Origin of the sequence: Catenuloplanes sp. NPDC051500 (genome assembly GCF_044454585.1) — a bacterium.
Taxonomy (GTDB): domain Bacteria; phylum Actinomycetota; class Actinomycetes; order Mycobacteriales; family Micromonosporaceae; genus Catenuloplanes.
In genome coordinates this window covers 212,392-230,042 of record NZ_JBITDX010000010.1, presented here as the reverse complement: position 1 = coordinate 230,042, position 17,651 = coordinate 212,392, and the positions used below count along the sequence as shown (strand labels likewise).

13 protein-coding genes are annotated in these 17,651 nt (G+C 71.3%); 5 read left to right on the top strand and 8 right to left on the bottom strand.

What is annotated here, in order from left to right; translation table 11 throughout:
* Positions 1-113: 113 nt before the first annotated feature.
* Positions 114-1,346 (bottom strand): 8-amino-7-oxononanoate synthase, encoded by a 1,233-nt coding sequence (locus ACIA8K_RS22070; protein WP_396062243.1) that lies wholly within the window; start codon positions 1,344-1,346, stop codon positions 114-116.
* A gap of 153 nt (positions 1,347-1,499) precedes the next feature.
* Here ACIA8K_RS22070 and bioB point away from each other — a divergent pair, with 153 nt between their 5' ends.
* The 3 genes from bioB to ACIA8K_RS22055 all read left to right on the top strand — a co-directional run bounded on the left by bioB (position 1,500) and on the right by ACIA8K_RS22055 (position 3,421).
* Positions 1,500-2,495, top strand: a complete 996-nt coding sequence (gene bioB / locus ACIA8K_RS22065) for a biotin synthase BioB (protein WP_396062067.1) — start codon at positions 1,500-1,502, stop codon at positions 2,493-2,495.
* 148 nt (positions 2,496-2,643) lie between these two features.
* Positions 2,644-2,832: a hypothetical protein gene (locus ACIA8K_RS22060; protein WP_396062065.1), complete on the top strand. Its 189-nt coding sequence runs from the start codon at positions 2,644-2,646 to the stop codon at positions 2,830-2,832.
* 85 nt (positions 2,833-2,917) lie between these two features.
* Positions 2,918-3,421 carry a GNAT family N-acetyltransferase gene (locus ACIA8K_RS22055; protein ID WP_396062241.1) on the top strand — a complete coding sequence of 168 codons (504 nt, stop codon included), beginning with the start codon at positions 2,918-2,920 and terminating at the stop codon, positions 3,419-3,421.
* A gap of 114 nt (positions 3,422-3,535) precedes the next feature.
* Here ACIA8K_RS22055 and ACIA8K_RS22050 read toward each other — a convergent pair whose 3' ends face one another.
* The 4 genes from ACIA8K_RS22050 to ACIA8K_RS22035 form a co-directional block, all read right to left on the bottom strand.
* The gene (locus tag ACIA8K_RS22050) at positions 3,536-3,733 is read right to left on the bottom strand and encodes a DUF3072 domain-containing protein (protein ID WP_396062063.1); all 198 of its coding nucleotides are present in this window, start codon (positions 3,731-3,733) and stop codon (positions 3,536-3,538) included.
* Positions 3,734-3,880: 147 nt separating this feature from the next.
* A complete protein-coding gene (locus ACIA8K_RS22045; RefSeq protein WP_396062061.1) occupies positions 3,881-5,761 on the bottom strand; it encodes a glycoside hydrolase family 9 protein in 1,881 nt (626 codons plus the stop codon).
* 264 nt (positions 5,762-6,025) lie between these two features.
* Positions 6,026-7,021: a GNAT family N-acetyltransferase gene (locus ACIA8K_RS22040; protein ID WP_396062059.1), complete on the bottom strand. Its 996-nt coding sequence runs from the start codon at positions 7,019-7,021 to the stop codon at positions 6,026-6,028.
* A gap of 145 nt (positions 7,022-7,166) precedes the next feature.
* Positions 7,167-8,732 (bottom strand): hypothetical protein, encoded by a 1,566-nt coding sequence (locus tag ACIA8K_RS22035; protein ID WP_396062057.1) that lies wholly within the window; start codon positions 8,730-8,732, stop codon positions 7,167-7,169.
* A 201-nt stretch (positions 8,733-8,933) separates the two neighbouring features.
* Between ACIA8K_RS22035 and ACIA8K_RS22030 the strand changes: the two genes are divergently transcribed.
* Positions 8,934-13,214, top strand: a complete 4,281-nt coding sequence (locus tag ACIA8K_RS22030; RefSeq protein ID WP_396062055.1) for an FtsK/SpoIIIE domain-containing protein — start codon at positions 8,934-8,936, stop codon at positions 13,212-13,214.
* A 352-nt stretch (positions 13,215-13,566) separates the two neighbouring features.
* On the opposite strand, the gene ACIA8K_RS22025 is transcribed toward ACIA8K_RS22030, so the two are convergent.
* The 3 genes from ACIA8K_RS22025 to ACIA8K_RS22015 are packed head-to-tail and all read right to left on the bottom strand — an operon-like array spanning position 13,567 to position 14,733.
* On the bottom strand, positions 13,567-13,863 hold the full coding sequence (locus tag ACIA8K_RS22025; RefSeq protein ID WP_033344845.1) for a WXG100 family type VII secretion target: 297 nt from the start codon (positions 13,861-13,863) through the stop codon (positions 13,567-13,569).
* 1 nt (position 13,864) lies between these two features.
* Positions 13,865-14,470 (bottom strand): hypothetical protein, encoded by a 606-nt coding sequence (locus ACIA8K_RS22020; RefSeq protein ID WP_396062053.1) that lies wholly within the window; start codon positions 14,468-14,470, stop codon positions 13,865-13,867.
* Positions 14,470-14,733, bottom strand: coding sequence for a hypothetical protein (locus tag ACIA8K_RS22015; protein WP_396062051.1), 264 nt, complete (start codon positions 14,731-14,733; stop codon positions 14,470-14,472). Before ACIA8K_RS22015 ends, ACIA8K_RS22020 begins: the two co-directional genes overlap by 1 nt.
* A 181-nt stretch (positions 14,734-14,914) precedes the next feature.
* Between ACIA8K_RS22015 and ACIA8K_RS22010 the strand changes: the two genes are divergently transcribed.
* On the top strand, positions 14,915-17,644 hold the full coding sequence (locus tag ACIA8K_RS22010) for a toxin glutamine deamidase domain-containing protein (RefSeq protein ID WP_396062049.1): 2,730 nt from the start codon (positions 14,915-14,917) through the stop codon (positions 17,642-17,644).
* Positions 17,645-17,651 lie beyond the last annotated feature (7 nt).

The window sequence follows — 17,651 nt, the reverse complement described above, 5'->3', positions numbered from 1 at the left end:
GGTCACCGCGGGCACCGAGGTCACCGACACCGGGCCGGGCTCGATCACCGAGGTCGCCGAGGTCGCCGAGGAAGGACGCGGCTCGGTGGGGTCGGGTGGAGTGGGGGAGGTGGTCATGGGGCGGGGTCCGGGTGGGGGGCTGTCTTCACGATCACGTCTAACGCTCGCTCGAAGTCCGGCCGCGGAACGCCGACGTTGATGGTCAGGCGCAACCGGGACCGGGGGTCTGGTGTGGTCGGTGGGCGGAAACAGCCTACGGCCACCCCCTGCTCACGGCAGTCGGCGGCCCAGGCCACGGCCTCGGACGGGCCGGGCGCGGTGACCGAGACGACGCCGGCGGAGGGGCGGGCGGAGGAGAGTCCGGCGTCGGTCAGGCGGGCGTGGGCGAGGGCGGCGCGGGCGGCGAGTTCCACGCGGGGGGCGTCGTCGGAGCGGGCCAACTCAAGCGCGGCGAGCGCGGCGGCGGCGGTGGCGGGTGGGAGCGCGGTGTCGTAGATGAACGTGCGGCCGGTGTCGACCAGGTGGCGGATCAGCGCGGCGGGGCCGGCGACGACGCCGCCGGCGGCACCGAGCGCCTTGGAGAGCGTGGCGGTGACGACCACGTCGGGCAGGCCGGCCAGGCCCGCGGCGGCCACTCCCCCGGCGCCGGACGGGCCGAGCACGCCGAGCGCGTGTGCGTCGTCGACAAGCAGGAGGGCGTCGTGTGCACGGACCAGCGCATGCAGCTCGGACAGGGGCGCGAGATCGCCGTCCACCGAGAAGACGGACTCCGTGATCACCAACGCCGGAGCCGGCCCCGCCCGCAGGGCCGCGCCCGAACCCGGCGCCACGTGCAAACCCGGCCCCGCGTGCGCACCCGGCCCCGCGTGCGCGCCCGAACCCGGCCCCGCGTGCGCACCCGGCACCGCGTGCGAATCCGTGCGCGAACCCGGCTCGCCTGACGCCGACCCCGACCCCGCGCTCCCGCCCGGTGACAGCGCGAGCGCCTCGCGTACCCCCGGGATGTCGTTGTGGGGTGTGATCGTCGGGGTCGTGCCGGTGAGGCGGATGCCGTCGACGAGGGAGGCGTGGTTGTGGGCGTCGGAGAGGAGGCGGGTGGAGGTCTGGACGAGGGCGCGGATCGCGCCGAGGTTGGCGAGGTAGCCGGAGGAGTAGACGAGGGCGGACTCGGTGCCGAGCCAGCCGGCCAGCGCGGCCTCAAGCGAGGCGTGCAGGTCTGTCGAGCCGCGGACCAGGCGGGATCCGGTGGCGCCGGCGCCGTACCGCTGAAGGGCCTCGGTCGCCGCGGCGATCACCCGCGGGTGGCGGGAGAGGCCGAGATAGTCGTTTCCGGCCAGGTCGACCACGTCCTCGGCGGCGCCGCGCGGGCGCAACCGGCGGGTGAGCCCGGCCCGTGCGCGCAGGCCCGCCTTGCGGTCGAGCGCGTCCAGCCAGCGAGTCACCGCACACTCCCCTGCGTCTCGTGAAGCAGCACCGAACCGCCTTGTAGGGTACGGACCATGGCTGACATCCTCGATCGCGCCCGGACCCAGGTGCTGGAGCGCGGCATCGGGCTTGACGAGAGCGGCATCCTCGAGGTGCTCACCCTTCCCGACGAGGACCTGACCGCCGCGCTGCAACTCGCCCACGAGGTGCGGATGCGGTGGTGCGGCCCGGAGGTCGAGGTCGAGGGCATCGTGTCGCTGAAGACCGGCGGCTGCCCGGAGGACTGCCACTTCTGCTCGCAGTCGGGGCTGTTCACGTCGCCGGTGCGCGCGGTGTGGCTGGACATCCCGCAGCTGGTGGAGGCCGCGAAGCAGACGGCCGCGACAGGCGCGACCGAGTTCTGCATCGTGGCGGCGGTTCGCGGGCCGGACGCGCGGCTGATGAAGCAGATGCGCGAGGGCGTGGCCGCGATCCGGGCGGCGGTGGACATCCAGGTCGCCGCGTCGCTCGGCATGCTCACCAAGGAGCAGGTCGACGACCTGGTCGAGATGGGTGTGCACAGGTACAACCACAACCTTGAGACGTGCAGGTCGTACTTCCCGAACGTGGTCTCCACGCACAGCTGGGAGGAGCGCTGGGAGACGCTGACCATGGTCCGCGAGTCCGGCATGGAGGTCTGCTGCGGCGGGATCATCGGGCTCGGCGAGAGCGTGGAGCAGCGGGCGGAGTTCGCGGCGCAGCTCGCCTCGCTCGACCCGCACGAGGTGCCGCTCAACTTCCTGAACCCGCGCCCGGGAACACCGCTGGAGAACCAGCCGGTCCTCGCGCCGCGGGACGCGCTGCGGGCGATCGCCGCGTTCCGGCTGGCCATGCCGAAGACAATTCTGCGGTACGCCGGGGGCCGCGAGATCACGCTCGGCGATCTGGGCACCCGCGACGGCCTGCTCGGCGGCGTCAACGCGGTGATCGTCGGCAACTACCTGACCACGCTCGGCCGCCCGGCGACCGCGGATCTGGACCTGCTGAACGAGTTGAGTATGCCGGTCAAGGCGCTCTCCGCGACGCTGTAGACGGTGCGCTGACGATCCCGCGCCTCGCCCGAAGACAGCACGCTGAGACCGCGACCGCCGAATCCGCGCCCGGACACGACCCGCCCCTCGGGCACGCATCCGCCGAAGTCCCGTCCTACCCGTCCCCGACCGCTGTGAGGGTGTGCCGATGACCGCGACGTGGTGTGACAGGTGCGGCGCGGCGCGTGCCGACGGTGACCACACCGCCTGCGCGGCGGCCCGCGAGCTGGAGCCGCCACGTTACTGCCCGGACTGCCGGCGCCGGATGAAGGTGCAGGTCCTGCCGACCGGCTGGACCGCGTCGTGCGTCGAGCACGGCGTGTCCTCCCCGCGCTGAGCGAATTCGTTCCGCCCCGGGCCGTACCGACGGGCATGATGACGTCGTGGACGTCACCGTGGAGTGCGGACCGCCGTGCGCGCCCGTGTTGCCGGGCGCGGCCGTGTTGCTGCGCCCGACCGCGGCCGCGGACATCCCCGCGCTGGCCGTGATCCGCCGTCACCCGGAGGTCTGGCGCTGGTGGGGTGGCGGTGACGACCTGGCCGCGGCCGTCACCGACGACCATCTGGACGCGGAGACGCCCACGTTCGCGATCGTGCTGGCCGGCACCGTGATCGGCATGGTGCAGTGGCACGAGGAGCCCGACCCGATGTACCGGCACGCCGGCATCGACATCTTCCTGGATCCGGCGGTACGCGGCCGGGGCCTGGGCACCGACGCGGTCCGCACGCTTGCCCGGCACGTCATCGACGCCCACGGCCACCACCGCCTGGTCATCGACCCGGCCGCCGGGAATGAGGCCGCTATCCGCAGCTACGCCAAGGTCGGTTTCCGCCCGGTCGGCGTGCTACGCCGCTACGAGCGGTCCCCGGACGGTTCCTGGCACGACGGACTGCTGATGGACCTGCTCGCGGAGGAGCTGACCTGAGCGGCCGGACCGACCTGAACGGCCAGACCGATCTGAACGGCGCCGGACCGACCTGAGCGGCCAGGCCGGCCTGAACGGCCGGGCCAACCGGAACAGCCGGTCCGGCCTGAGCCGTCAGCGGCCGCGGCCGGTCTTCTCTTGGAGTTCGTCGATGTGGACGGACGCCTCGGCCTTGGTGAGGCCGTCGGGGACCTCCTCGCCGGCCTCGGTGGCCAGCGTGTGCAGGTAGGACTCCTGGGCGCCGGTCGCCGGCTCGTCGCCGGTCGTCCACTCGGCCGGGTCCTTCTCCGCCGTGTTGTGCTGCTCGGTCATGACCGGCCCTTCCGTGAGGTTCTCGAACGCGTGTACCCCTACCCGGCCCGGACCTGGTCAAACCGGTCGCCGGGGAGAGTGTGACTCTCCCCGGCGACCGGCGCGCGGCCGGCCGATGGACGGTTCGGCCGGCTCGCCGGTGGAGGATTACGGGGCGGCACCCCAGACCAGCGTGCTGCCGTTCCAGAGCGGCACGTGCGGGTTCGGTCCGGACGCGGCCTGGTAGGAGGGGTCGTTCGCCGGGTTCCAGAGGCCGCCCTCGGCGACACCGATCTTGATCTGGACCTCCATCCGGTGCTGCGATTGACCGGCCGGCGCGATCACGTAGCCGGTGCAGTCGACCTCGACGTACCAGACGGCGCCGGAGTGTTGGTGTGCCGTGGCCGGCTTCGGGCAGCCCTGGGTGTACGGGCTCTCCACGGTCAGCGCCGCGTCCGAGTCGCGGGTGAAGTAGTAGCGGAACCGGCCCGCGGTAAGCGCCCGCGCCGGGAACGCCGACCGGTTGTAGATGATCGCCTTGATGCCTGTGGACCGGGTCTCGTTCTGCATGACAGTGGTCTCGACGGTCAGCTCCGGGATGTCCGGCTGCTCGGGCACGGGGAACCCGGCCTGTGGCGCGCCGCCGTACTCGCGGTAGAGGCGGGCGACCGCGGACGTGAAGCCCGCGTTGTAGTCGGTCGCGACCTCGTTCATCACGTAGTCGCCGCGGCTGTCCGTGTACGCGTCGTTCGGTGCGGACGGCCCGCCGACGAGCGCGCCGGAGAGCACGTGCCGGGTCGCCTCCGGGACCTGCTGGCTGTCCCACCAGGAGCCGTGCGCGGTGCGGTGGTGCGGGTTGCGCGGAGGGTTGGCCCCGAAGCCGATCACATAGCTCGATGATCGCGGGTTGTCCCCGAGCGCATAGTTGATCTGCCGTGCCGCGAAATCATGATATGTCGCTTTTCGCGTGGCATCGGTTGTCTTATCGCTGTACACCAGCGCGACAAAGGCGGTGTTGGCGGCATATCGCAGCGCACCCCAACTGTCCACCACCACCATGCCGCCGGGCGAGGTCCGCACCCGCTCCCCGTTGACCCCGACGGTGAACCAGTCCAGCCACCGGTTCGCGTCGTCGATGTACTTCTGCTTACCGGTCAGGTTCGCGAGCAGCACATAGTTGCCGTACTGCTTGTTGTCCCAGCTGATCGTCCACTTGTACATCTTGGTGCCGGTCTGGTTCTCGTTCCCCTGCGCGTCGTACCCCGCTTCCGCGCGCGCCAGGTAGGACGCCTCCGACGTGGCCCGGTAGAGCCAGATCGCGCCCCACACCAGCTCGTCCGCGTACCCGCTCCACGATCTGTAGAACGCGGTCGCGTCAGTGATGCACTCGTGGTACATCCGCCGCACCGTGTCAGCGAACGTGTAGAGCTGCCGCGCATGCCCGAGCAGCAGGTCCGCGTACGCCGGGTCGCTGGGCCGGAACACGATCGAACCGGCCGCCATCGCCGCGGCCGTCTCCGCCGCCAGGTCCGACCCGCCACAGCTCGCATCGATCTTGTAGGCCGGCCGCGCCATCGGCAGCACCTCGGCCGGGCCCCACCAGCGGTGGTCGTCGTCCCCGCGCCCGACCTGCCCGTACAGCACGTTCGCGGACGGGTGCGCCCGGATGAACCAGTCGTTCGCCACCCGCAGGTTGTTGAGCAGGTACGGCAGCTGCCCGGACGACACGTACGCGTCCCGGTACTCGACCGCGCCCCAGGCAAGCATGGTGGCGGAGAACGCCATCGGAAAACCGAACTTCACGTGGTCACCCGCGTCGTACCAGCCGCCGGTCAGGTCGAGTCCGGCATCCGACCCGTCGGTCAGCGCGGAGTCGCCGCGCCAGGAGACGCGGTTGGTCGCCGGCTTACGCCCGGACACCTGCGCCTCGTAGAAGAACAGCGATTTCTGCAGCGCCTCACCATAGGAGAACGGCGCGGCCGCGGCCTGTGAATGCGGTGCCAGCCATACTCCGGCGAGGCCGAGAATGACGACCGTGAGCCCTGCCACGACTCTTCGGCCGAAAGGCGGGCACGATTTCTTGCGCGGAAGCACTAGACTCGCTCCTGTCCGTGGAGCCGCGCGCGACTACGCGTAGTGGAGGACACCGAGGGGACGGGTGTGGGCGCACCTGTCCCCTCACCTCTGGAGGCTTACATCTCCATCGAGGTCTACATCTCGACCACACGGAAAAGCACGGGCATGGAAGCGCTCCCATCGATGGAAGCGAATACCCGATTTAACCCCGCCGCAATCAGTTTGTGAAGAGCCCAATCACGCGGGCGACGTCGCCCTGGTCGGCGTGATGGGAAGCGTCACCGTCACCAGATCCGCGTCCTGCTCCGTCGACACCACCGGGCCGAGCCGCTCCAGGGTGGACAGCAGTGCCCGCTCCCGGGCCCGCACGTGCACCACAAGCGCGGCCAGCCCCGCGCTCCCGGCCTGCGCGACAAGCCGCCGCAGCAGCGTCGCGCCGATCCCGCGCCCGCGCCACGCGTCGTCGACGAGCAGCGCCACCTCGGCGATCTCGCCCTCCCGCGCGAACCCGGCCAGCCCGACGACCCGCTCCCCGGCGACCGCGACCAGGCCGTGTGCGACAAGGCCGTGCGGCCGGGCAGCACCTGCTGTCAGGCGTGCCGCGCGCATGCGGCGTACCGCGGCGAGGTCTTCGGTCTGTGCCCTGCGGATCGTGATCTCGTCGCCGTCCGGAAGCAGCAGGGTGACCGGCTCCTCCGCGGCACGCAGCGCGGCCGTCGCGACCTCCACGAGCGCCTGGGCCCGCGCGTACTCGGCGGGTGTGAACGCCGGCTCGTTGCGCACGATCTCGTAGACGCCGCCGGCCGGATCCTCAAGCCGCATCGCGGACCGGGCCAGCCCGAACCGGGTCGGCGGCACGGTGCGCGGCAGCTCGGCCCGCCAGGTCACCTCGGTCGCGCCGAGCAGTTCGCCGAGCGCACCGCCGAGCGAGTCCGGATCGCGCACCAGCCGGGCCGCGAAGCCGAGCGCACGGGTCGGCGCGTCCGCAAGCGCCTGCGCCTCGGCCGGCGCCACCCACGGGTCCCGGCCGCGCCCCTTCTCGACGGCCGCGAGCAGGTCGCGGCCGGTCATCGCGTCCGGCGCGTCGACAAGGAAGTCGTCCACCGCGCCGCCCTCGGTGGTGTGCACCTGAACGGCCAGGATGTTCACCGACTTGAGCGCGAGGCTCGCGGTCAACACCGACAGGTACCCGGGGCGGTCATCCACAGTCGCCCTGATTCGCCACAGTCCCACGCCGCACCAGCTCCTTTCCGCTGGTCCTAGCGTCGCACGCTCCTGTTACTGACCTATTGCTCAGCGCAAGATGTGCCGCGTGCCGATCGTCACGCCGGCATCACAGTCAAAACCACAAAAACAAGACGCCTCGGGGGTACGGAGGTCAGCGCGACCGGGCGTAGACCGTCAGCCCGAGCGCGCCCGCCTCAAGCCGCCCGTCCGCCGCGATTGTGAAACGCCACCTGTCGTACCGGGTCTGGCCGAGCACGACCACCACCCATGGGCCGGTGAGCAGCGCCTGCACGCGTTCCAGGTCGCGGCTGCCCGGCGCGGAGCCGAGGATCAGCACGCCGGGCCCGCCGGACGAGGTGCCGCGCAACGCGTAGGACTCCTCCGGCCGCTCGCCCTCGGCCTCGGCGATCGCGTCGCGCACGCTTCCGAACACGGCCAGCCGGTCGCCCGCGGGAAGCTGCGGGCGGATGTCGCCGGCCACCACGCGTACGCCTGTCGACCACGGGCTGCCGGTCAGCTCCTCCGCCCACGCCGCGACAAGCGCGCGCGAGGCGGCGGCGTCCCCGCTGAGGCTGATCACGCCGGTGGCCTGGCCGAGGTCGATCAGCTCGCGGGTGCCGCCCGCGGTGCCGAGCGTGACCAGGCGTGGGGTCGGGCTGGCGGCGTTCACCGCGGGCAGCGCCTGCAGGTCCCGCAGCTGCGCCCGCCAGACGCGGCCGTTCTCGGCCGGCTCCCACGGCGCGACCGGGTCGGTGTCCGGCGCGGCGAGGCGCAGCGCCATGTTCTGCTCGTCGAGCGAGACGCCGTAGATCGGCGGGACCGGGCGGCCGGCCGACCGCGCGCCGGCGACCAGCACACTCAGCGCGCGGTCGACGGTCCAGGACGCGGCGGTGTCGAACGTGCGGGTCGGCGCGGCCGTCCCGGGCGCGGGAGCCGCGGCGGCACGACGCCGGCGGAGGAGCAGGAGACCGATCACCGCGCCGGCCACGAGCAGCGCACCGAGCACGATCAGCACGACGAGCAGCACCGGGAAGCCGGCACCGGGCGCCGGCTGGGAGGCCGCGGCGGAGGTGGGGGTGGCCGGCGCGGCGGACGCGGCGGCGATCGCGTCGGCGGGCAGCGGGCCGGCGCTCACGGTCACGCCGCTCGCGTCCACCGGAAGCAGCAGGATCCAGCCGGGTGCGACCTTGTCCGGTGTGGTCATCGCGGTGCCGTCCGGCTGCCGGCGGCCCTTGTTCAGCTCGAAGATCTCGGTGTAGCGGTTGCCGTCGCGCAGGAACCGGGTGGCGATCGCGTGCAGGAACTCGGGCTCGCCGCCGAACTCCTTCTGCACCCGGTACCAGAGCTCGCCGGTCTGGACGCCCTCGCCCTTCGCGTCGGCCGGCAGGAACAGCACCCAGCCGGGCGCGAGCACCTCCGGCTTCTCAAGCGCCTTTCCGTCCGCCTGCACCCTGCCCTTGTTCCGCTCGAAGATCTCCGCGTTGCGGTTGCCATCACCGAGCAGCCGCTCCGCGATGGCGAACAGGAACTCCGGCTCGCCGTTGTAGGAGGGCTGGACCTGGTACCACTTCATCAGGTCCCGCTGCTCGACCGGGGCGGACGGGGTGGCGGCGCCAAGCGGTTCCCGGGGCGCCGCGAGGGCCGGGCCGCCGGTCAGCGAGACGGCGAGGAGCAGCGCCAGCACGACGGTGCTGACTCGACGGACGTGACGGGACATCGGCCTACTTCCTCGCACGAAGATCACTGAAAACACGGCCACCTTACGCGGTGCGATAACGTGGGCGCACTGTCCGCGCGCCCGACTCAACATTGAAATCCACGAACGCGGGGTCGCGACCGGACGGATTTACCCCCCGGCGGAGGCATAGTGCAGCTAATACTTACCGTTGTCGATACTGTGAACAACGACGCAGCCAATGTGTCTCTCACTGTCGACGGCCAAGCCACAGTCGCCTCCGTCGGCTACGCAGCGCAACGGCTGATGCGCGACGCCGGTAACCGGGCGGACTCGGCGACGCTCTTCGCGAACGGGCGGGCCATCGACCCCGGGCTCTCCGTCGCCGACTCCGGCATCCGCGACGGCAGCGTGCTCAGCCTCGGCGGCCCGGCCGGGCCACCCCCGGAACAGACCGGGCTGCTGGAGATCCGGGTGGCCGGCGGACCTGCCGCGGGCGCGTTCGTCCGGCTCGGTGCGGGCAGCGGTGACATCGGCGGCGACGCGCGCTGCTGGGTGCCGGTCGCGGACCCGGCGCTGCCGCCCGCCGCCGCCACGGTGAGCGTGGACATCCAGGCCCGCTGCCGGGTCGCACCAGCAGGCGGCACACAGATCCGGCTCGACGGCGACGAGGTGACCGGCCCGGTCAGCTGGTCGCCCGGCCAGCTGCTGCACCTCGGCGGCAGCGTGCTTGAACTGGCCGAGTACACCCGCCCGGACGCGGCGCTGCAACCGTCGGCGGACGGCGCAGGCCTCGACTACAACCGGCCGCCGCGGATCCGGGCGCCGCGCCGGCAGACCCGCTTCCGGCTGCCGATGCCGCCCAAGGAGCCGCCGCGCAACCCGCTGCCGTGGCTCATCGCGCTGGTTCCGCTGGCCGGCGCGCTCGCGCTGATGCTTCTCACCGGCAACCGGACCATGCTGTTCCTGGCGCTGCTCAGCCCGCTGTCGCTTGTCGCGAACCACTTCTGGACCCGGCGGCAGGGCAAGCGGACGTTCGCCGACCTGCGCCGCGAATACGCCGAGACCAAGGCCCGGATCGAGAACGACGCCGCGGCCGCACTCGAGGTCGAGAAGTCGGACCGCCGCACGGCCGCGCCCGACCCCGGCCTGATCGCGGTCATCGCCACCGGGCCCCGCCGCCGGCTCTGGGAGCGTCGCCGCCGGGACGAGGACCACCTGCTGATCCGCGCCGGCGCCGGCGACCTGCCCGCAGAGGTGGCGCTTGACGACCCGGAGCAGGACGAACACCGGCGTACCGTGCACCGGTCCCTTCCGGACGTGCCTGTCACGCTGCCACTTCGCGAACACGGCGTGATCGGCTTCGCCGGCCCCGGCGACACCGCCCGCGCGCTCGGCCGCTGGGCCGTGCTGCAGACCGCGGTGCTGCACAGCCCCGCGGACGTGCAGATCACCGTGCTCACCGATCCGGCCGGCAACTCCAGCTGGGACTGGGTCCGCTGGCTCCCGCACACCCGCCCCGGCGGCGCCGGCGCACCAGCCGTGCTGATCGGCCTGGACGCGGAGTCGGTCGGCCGGCGGGTGGCGAGCCTGCTTGAGCTGATCGAGCAGCGCCTCGTCGTCCGGAAGGAGACCGGCGAGGCCGGCTTCCGCGAACCGGACCAGCTCGTCGTGCTGGACGGCTCCCGCCGGCTGCGCTCGCTGCCCGGCGTCATCCAACTGCTGCGTGAGGGCCCGGCGGTCGGCGTCTACGCGATCTGCCTGGACGCGGACGAACGCCTGCTGCCCGCGGAGTGCCAGGCCGTGGCCGTGGTGGAGGGCGGCACGCTGCGGATCTCCCGCACCGGCGCGGAAGAGCTCTACGGCGTACGCCCGGACTTCGTCAGCCCGGCCTGGTGTGCGCGCGTCGCCCGGCCACTGGCCCCGATCCGGGACGTCAGCGACGACGAGGAGGACGCGGCCCTGCCCGCCGCCAGCCGGCTGCTCGACGTGCTGTCGCTCGACCCGCCACGCGCGGAGGACATCGTGGCCCGGTGGGCGTTGCGCGGCGCCACCACCTCTGCCGTGGTCGGCGAGTCGTTCGACGGCGCGTTCGAGATCGATCTGCGCCGCGACGGCCCGCACGGCCTGATCGCCGGCACCACCGGCTCCGGCAAGTCCGAGCTGCTGCAGACCATCGTGGCATCGCTCGCCGCGGCGAACCGGCCGGACGCGATGACGTTCGTGCTCGTCGACTACAAGGGCGGCAGCGCGTTCGGGGACTGCGTACGGCTGCCGCACACCGTGGGCATGGTCACCGACCTGGACGACCACCTGGTCCGGCGCGCGCTTGAGTCGCTCGGCGCGGAGCTGCGCCGCCGTGAGCACATCCTGGCCGCGGCCGGGGCGAAGGACATCGAGGACTTCACCCGTACCGGCGGCGGGCTTCCCAGGTTGTTGATCGTGATCGACGAGTTCGCGTCGATGGCACGCGAACTGCCCGACTTCGTCACAGGCCTGGTCAACGTGGCACAGCGGGGCCGGTCGCTCGGCATCCACCTGCTGCTGGCCACGCAGCGCCCCAGCGGTGTGGTCTCGCCGGAGATCCGCGCCAACACGAACCTGCGCATCGCGCTGCGGGTCACCGACGCGGCTGAGAGCCAGGACGTGCTCAACGCGCCGGACGCCGCCCGGATCGCGAAGAGCACCCCGGGTCGCGCCTACGTGCGCCTCGGCCACGCGTCGCTGGTGCCGTTCCAGGCCGGGCGGGTCGGCGGGCGGCGGCCGGGCACCGACGGCGGCGCCGTCCCGTTCACCGCGCCGCCGGAGATGCGCGTGCTCGACTGGGCCGACCTGGTCCGGCCGCTTGACGCCGGGAACGCCCACCGGCCGCACGCGGTCCAGGACGAGGTCACCGACCTCCAGGTGCTTGTCGAGGCGCTGCGCGGTGCGGCCGAGCTGGCCGGCGTGCCGGAACAGCACAGCCCGTGGCTGGCGCCGCTGCCGGACTCGGTGCTTCTGCACGACCTGCCGGCCGAGCCGGGCGCGGTCCCGTTCGGCATCGAGGACCTGCCCAAACGGCAGGAACAGCGCACCGCGGCACTGCGGCTGGAGACCTTCGGCCACCTGATCGTGGCGGGCGCGCCGCGGACCGGACGATCGCAGCTGTTGCGCACGCTTGCCGGCGCGCTGGCGCGCACGCACTCCGCCGCCGACGTGCACCTCTACGGGCTGGACTGCGGCAACGGTGCGCTGCTCCCGCTGGCCGCGCTGCCGCACACAGGTGCTGTCGTGCAACGTACCGAGGTGGAGCGCGCGGTCCGGCTGATCGGCCGGCTCGGCGAGGAGATCCGCCGCCGGCAGGCAGTGCTGGCGGCGGGCGGCTTCGCGGACGTCACCGAACAGCGCCGCGCCGGCCGCGCGCCGCTGTCGCACATCGTGCTGCTGCTTGACCGGTGGGAGGGCTTCCTTACCTCGCTCGGCGAGCTGGACGCGGGCACGCTCGCCGACCAGATCTTCACGTTCCTGCGCGAAGGCGCAAGCGTCGGCGTGCACGTGGTGATCACCGGCGACAGGTCCGTGCTCAGCGGCCGGATCGCCACGCTCACCGAGGACAAGCTGGCGTTCCGGCTGGCCGACCGCGGCGACCTGGCGATGATCGGGCTGCATCCGCGCAATCTGCCGGAGAACACGGCGCCGGGCCGGGCGTTCCGGGCCGAAACCGGGATCGAGGTGCAGGTGGCGCTGCTTACCGCGGACCCGAGCGGCGCGGCCCAGGCGGCGGCGCTTACCGAGATCGGCCGCCGGGCCGGCGAGCGGGACGCGGATGTCCCGGCCGCCCAGCGCGCGTTCCGGCTGGGCGAGATTCCGCAGCAGATCGGCTACGAACAGGCCGCGGCGCTCCCCCGCACCGGTGGTGCCGGCGCCGGCTGGCTGCTGGCAGGCGTCGGTGGTGAGCAGATGGAGGCCTACGGGCCGGACATGGCCGCCGGGGTGCCCGCGTTCGCGGTGGGCGGGCCTTCGAAGTCCGGGCGCAGCACGATGCTTGTGGCGATGGCGCGGTCCGCGCTCGACGCCGGGCAGCAGATCATCGCGCTGGCGCCGCGCACCTCCCCGGTGCGCGACCTGGCCGGGCGGGCCGGTGTGATCGCGGTCTTCACCGGAAGTGACATCACGCCGGACGAGCTGAACTCCGCGCTGGCCGAGGTCACCGGGCGGGCGCTGCTTGTCGTCGACGACGCCTCCACGCTGCGGGATGCCGCCGCCTCCGCCGAACTGCGCGATGTGGTGCGCAACGGCGAGGCCCGGCACCTCTCGCTGATCTACGCCGGCGACCCGGAGGACCTGAGCGTCGGCTTCAGCGGATGGCTCGTCGACGCCCGCCGCAGCCGACGTGGCGCGCTGCTCTCCCCGCAGAACCGCACGGACGGCGACCTGGTCGGCCTGCGCCTGCCCCGCACCGCGGTCGGCCAGCCGGTGCGGCCGGGACGCGCGTTGTTGCACCTCGGAGACGGAGAGCCGATCACGATCCAGGTCCCGGAGTAAAACCCTTCAAGCGATATACCCGCTTCCGCCGGGGCACAGACCGTTTGCTCCCGCGGGCAACGGTCGTCGCCCAGGGGCTCCTCCCTGCGCGATCCGTGGTCGCACGAGCAACCCCGCGCGCCCGAATGCCGGTGACTCATGTCGAAGTGCGCGATGCGGCGATCGGGGGTTGGTCGTGGTGCGCGGGGCCGGCAGGGAGGAGCCCCTTGGGCGACGACCGGTGCCCGCGGGAGCAAACGGGCTGGAGCCCGGCGGAAGCGGGTATATCTGGAATTTCAGCTTTTGCACCTGTGTGGCGTGCGGGCAGCGAAAAGGGCGGCCACCGGGTGACCGCCCCTGCTTGCGCGAGCGCCTACTTGCGCAGGGCCTTCGCCAGTTCGTCGTCGGCCTGCTGGAAGGTGTCGGCGGCGGCGGTGAGGTACTTGCCCATGCCCTCGAGGCCCTCGGCCATCTTCTGGGCGCCCTCGTTGAACTCGCGGTAGGACTCGTCGAACTGCTTCGACGAGGCGTCGGTGACGTAGCCGCCGTTGACCAGGTTGTTGACCATGTTCTGCAGCTCGGTGAGCTTGCTGAAGATCTCTTCCTTGCCGCGGGTGAGCCGGTTGGCCGCGTCGCGCATCTCCTGGTACGTCACATTGACGTTCGCCATGTCATGCCTCCTGGTCGTCGGTGATGAAACGGAAGGTGCCGGTGATGGCGTCGAAGACGTCGAACAGCTCCGACTCCAGCGCCAGCAACGGGGAACTGCCGGTGATGAGCGCGACCCGGGTGGGGTCGGGGCCCGGGAACGGCACGAACGTCTGCATGACAAGCGCGCGGACCCAGCCGGCGCCGTCGGGCAGCGTCACGTCGTCGACGCCACGCGTGCGTGGCACCCGGCCGGCGCCGGGGAGTTCGGTGGACTCGGCCTGGCGCCAGAGCGAGTCGGGGCCGCGTCTGGGTACGGCCGTGAGGTGGTCCGCGACGGCGGCGTCCTGATTCGGCGCGTCCACGATGGTCACGGTCACGGTGGCGGTCATCACGGCGCCGCCGAGGCCGGTGACGAGCGTGCCGCAGAAACGGGCGCCGCTGTCGTAGGCGCGGCGGGCTGTCTCGCGCAGCACCTTGGCCAGCGCGCTGCGGTGTTCGCGCAGCTCAGGGACGTCGCGTAGGCGTTCCTCGACGAGGGTGCCGATGGCCGCGTTGCGCGCGTCGGGGTGCAGCTCGATCTCGAACCACGAGTCGGGGATGGTGATCGAGAATCCGGCGGCGGGCATCAGGCCTGGCCGTCCGTGCGGAGTTGGTCGCGGAGGTCGTTGTCGGCCTTGCGGAGGCCCTCGACGGCCTGCTTCGCCATGCCGATCAGCTGTTCGCAGTTCTTGTCGACCCGTCCCCGGCCGTCCCGCCAATGTGACTCAAAGTTACCTATGGCGTCGTCGACGTCCGGCCCGCCGAGGTCTCCGGAGAACTCGTTCATCCACGAGCGTGCGGAGTCCATGCCGCTGCGGATCGTCTCCAGTTGATTGGCGAACTCCGTCAATCCGTCCAGATTGACTGTCAAACGATCGGATGCCATAGATTTCCGTCTCTGCCTTTGACACGGGGCCGGTGGCGACCGTAGAGGGCGCGCACACAATCACCCTCAACGTTGACCACGACGGTACCCGAAGGTACCGTTGGCTCCCACTATACGTACAGTCACCACAGGACCTGGGGAGCGGATGACACGGCCGACCGACTGGCACGTCCTCGACCTGGACGGTGACCCGACACCCGGCGATCCGGTACGTGTGCGGCAGTTGGCGTCCCGGTTCCACGACTTCGCGGAGACCGCGCACCGCGCGAAGCTGGCCGTGGAGTCGTTGCAGGGCGACGGCGCGCTGCTGACCTGGGTGGGCAAGTCCGGCGACGCGTTCCGGGAGCAGTTCGGCGACTTCCCGAACCAGGTCACCAAGCTCTACCGCTCGCACCTGATGGTCGGCGACGCGCTTGACACGTTCGCCCCGGAGCTGGAACGGGCCCAGGCGCAGGCGGACCGCGCGCTGGCCGACGGGCGGGCCGCGGCCGAGAAGGTGTCCTCCCTCAAGGGTTCGCTGTCGGTCGCACAGCTGGACTTCACCGGCGCGTCGAAGGCGGCCGAGGCGGCGCAGGCGGAAACGGTCAAGCCGGACCCGGACCAGGTCAAGCAGGCGGTCCGGGACGCCACCGCGGCGCAGCAACGGCTCAGCGCCGCGCAGGGGCAGGTCGACGGCGCGCAGGGCGAGCTGGATCTGGCGAAGCAGCTGGCGATGCAGGCCAAGGAGATGCGCGACGGTGCGTCCCGGGCCTGCGTGCGGGAGATCGACGAGGCCTCGGACGCCGGCATCCAGCCCCGGAACTTCTGGCAGAAGCTCGGCGACGCGTTCAAGGAGATCTGGAACATCATCTGCGAGGTCGCGAAGTGGGTCGCGCTCGTCGCCGGCATCATCGGCATGATTCTCGGCGGCCCGCTCGCCTGGATCGCGCTCGCGGCCGGCGCGATCCTGCTGATCAAGGCGATCGTCGACTTCAGTCAGGGCAAGGGGTCCGTGATGGACCTGGTCTTCGGGCTCCTCGGCGTGATCCCCGGCGTCAAGGGCCTGACCAGCCTCTCCAAGCTGTCCGCGCTCTACAAGGCGGGCGGCATGAAGGAGATCGGCAAGGCCGCGCTGAACGGCATGAAGATCATGGCCAAGGACATGGTCAACCTGGTCAAGGCGGCCGGGCAGGGCGCGGTGACTGTGGTCAAGGCGCTCGGCGACGGCTCGGCGGCCGCGCTTGCCGGCCTCAAGAACGCGGGCAAGGTGGTGACCGGCGCGATCGACACCGGCAAGGTCGGCGACTTCATCCCGGCCGGGTTGCCCAAGGGCGGCGGCCCCGGGTTCGGCGCGCTGCCGACGCCGACGCTGCCGCCGGTCTCGGTCACGCCGGGCAAGACGTTCAAGCAGCACTTCGACGATCTCGCCGCGGTCAAGACGCAGACCGGCAACGCGCACGTCCAGGCGATCAAGAACGACATCGCGGGCAGAATCAGCGCGGACAAGCTGAAGATCGAAGGCGTGCACGCGGCCGATCTTCAGGTCAAGGTCAGCAAGATCGACGCGGATGCCGCCTCGAAGCTCGCGGTGGACAAGCTGAAGATCGAGAATGACTTCAAGGTCGATCTCAAGGCCCAGTCGGACCGGGTGAAGGTCGACGCCGCGGCGGACCTGAGCATCGCCAAGGGTGACCTCGACCTGACGTTCGACGGCCTGCGCGCGGCGAAGCTTGATGAGATCAAGGTCGCGTCGGACGCGAAGTTCAGCGCGGACGAACTGGCCGTCAAGAACGCGTCCGCCGAGCGTGGTGCCCAGATCGACGTCGAACTCAAGGCGATCAACGATCAGGCCAACGAGATCAAGGCGGTGATGCAGTCGCCCGCGGCGCAGGCCGACATGGTCCGGTTCAACGAGGTCTACGGCGGCGCGATGAAGCACCTGGACGCCGAGAACATCCGGCTCCTCGACGCCAAGGCGAACCTGCCCTCCGACCTCGCCGCCGACCTCGGCAAGCTCCGGACGGACACCGCGGCGAAGCTCTCCGGCGACCAGGCCGCCGCCCTCAAGGAGCTTGACATCCAGAAGCTGGACGAGATCACGGTCGCGGAGAAGACGTCCGCGGACGGCGTGAAGGCCGAGATCGAGAACCTGACGAAGAACCTTGAGCAGCAGCGCGACCTGGACGTGCAGAACCTCACGAACCAGATCGAGAACACCCGGCTCGGCGACATCAAGACCGCGGAGACCCAGGTGGACGCCGCGAAGAACCTGGACCTCGCGAACAACCTCCAGATGCATCAAGCGGACGAGCTGACCGAGATCAACGCGTTCACCAAGGACCTGGACCTGCAGTTCGACACCGCGAACATGCAGCTCAACCACCAGATGCTTGACTCACTCGGTGAGAACGTCGGCACTGTCAAGGTGCTGCACGGGGGCTCGCCGTACGGGATGCCCGGCGATCTCGGCACGGTGATCGAGAAGAACCTGCCGAAGCTCGACCAGATCAACCCGAACAAGATGCCGACGGACGTGAACTGCACGATCTGCGTGCAGCGGGTGGACGACTACGTCAAGACGGACACCATCACCATCGCCCCGAAGATCCCCACCACCCGGCCGCTGCACACCATCGAGGCCAACTACCCGGGCATGCAGTTCCAGCAGGTGCCGGGCGCGAACTACGCCACTGTGGTGGCGGACATGGCGGCGGCGAGCCCGGGTACGGTCGGCATCATTGGGTACAAGATCGGCGGGACCACTGACGGCCACGTCATGAACGTGTTCAACAAGGACGGGCGGATCATGTTCGTCGACGGCCAGACGGGTGGACTCGGGCACCTGCCGCCGCTTACCAATCCCGGCAGCGAGCTGTGGTTCACCCGGATCCCGTGACGAGGAG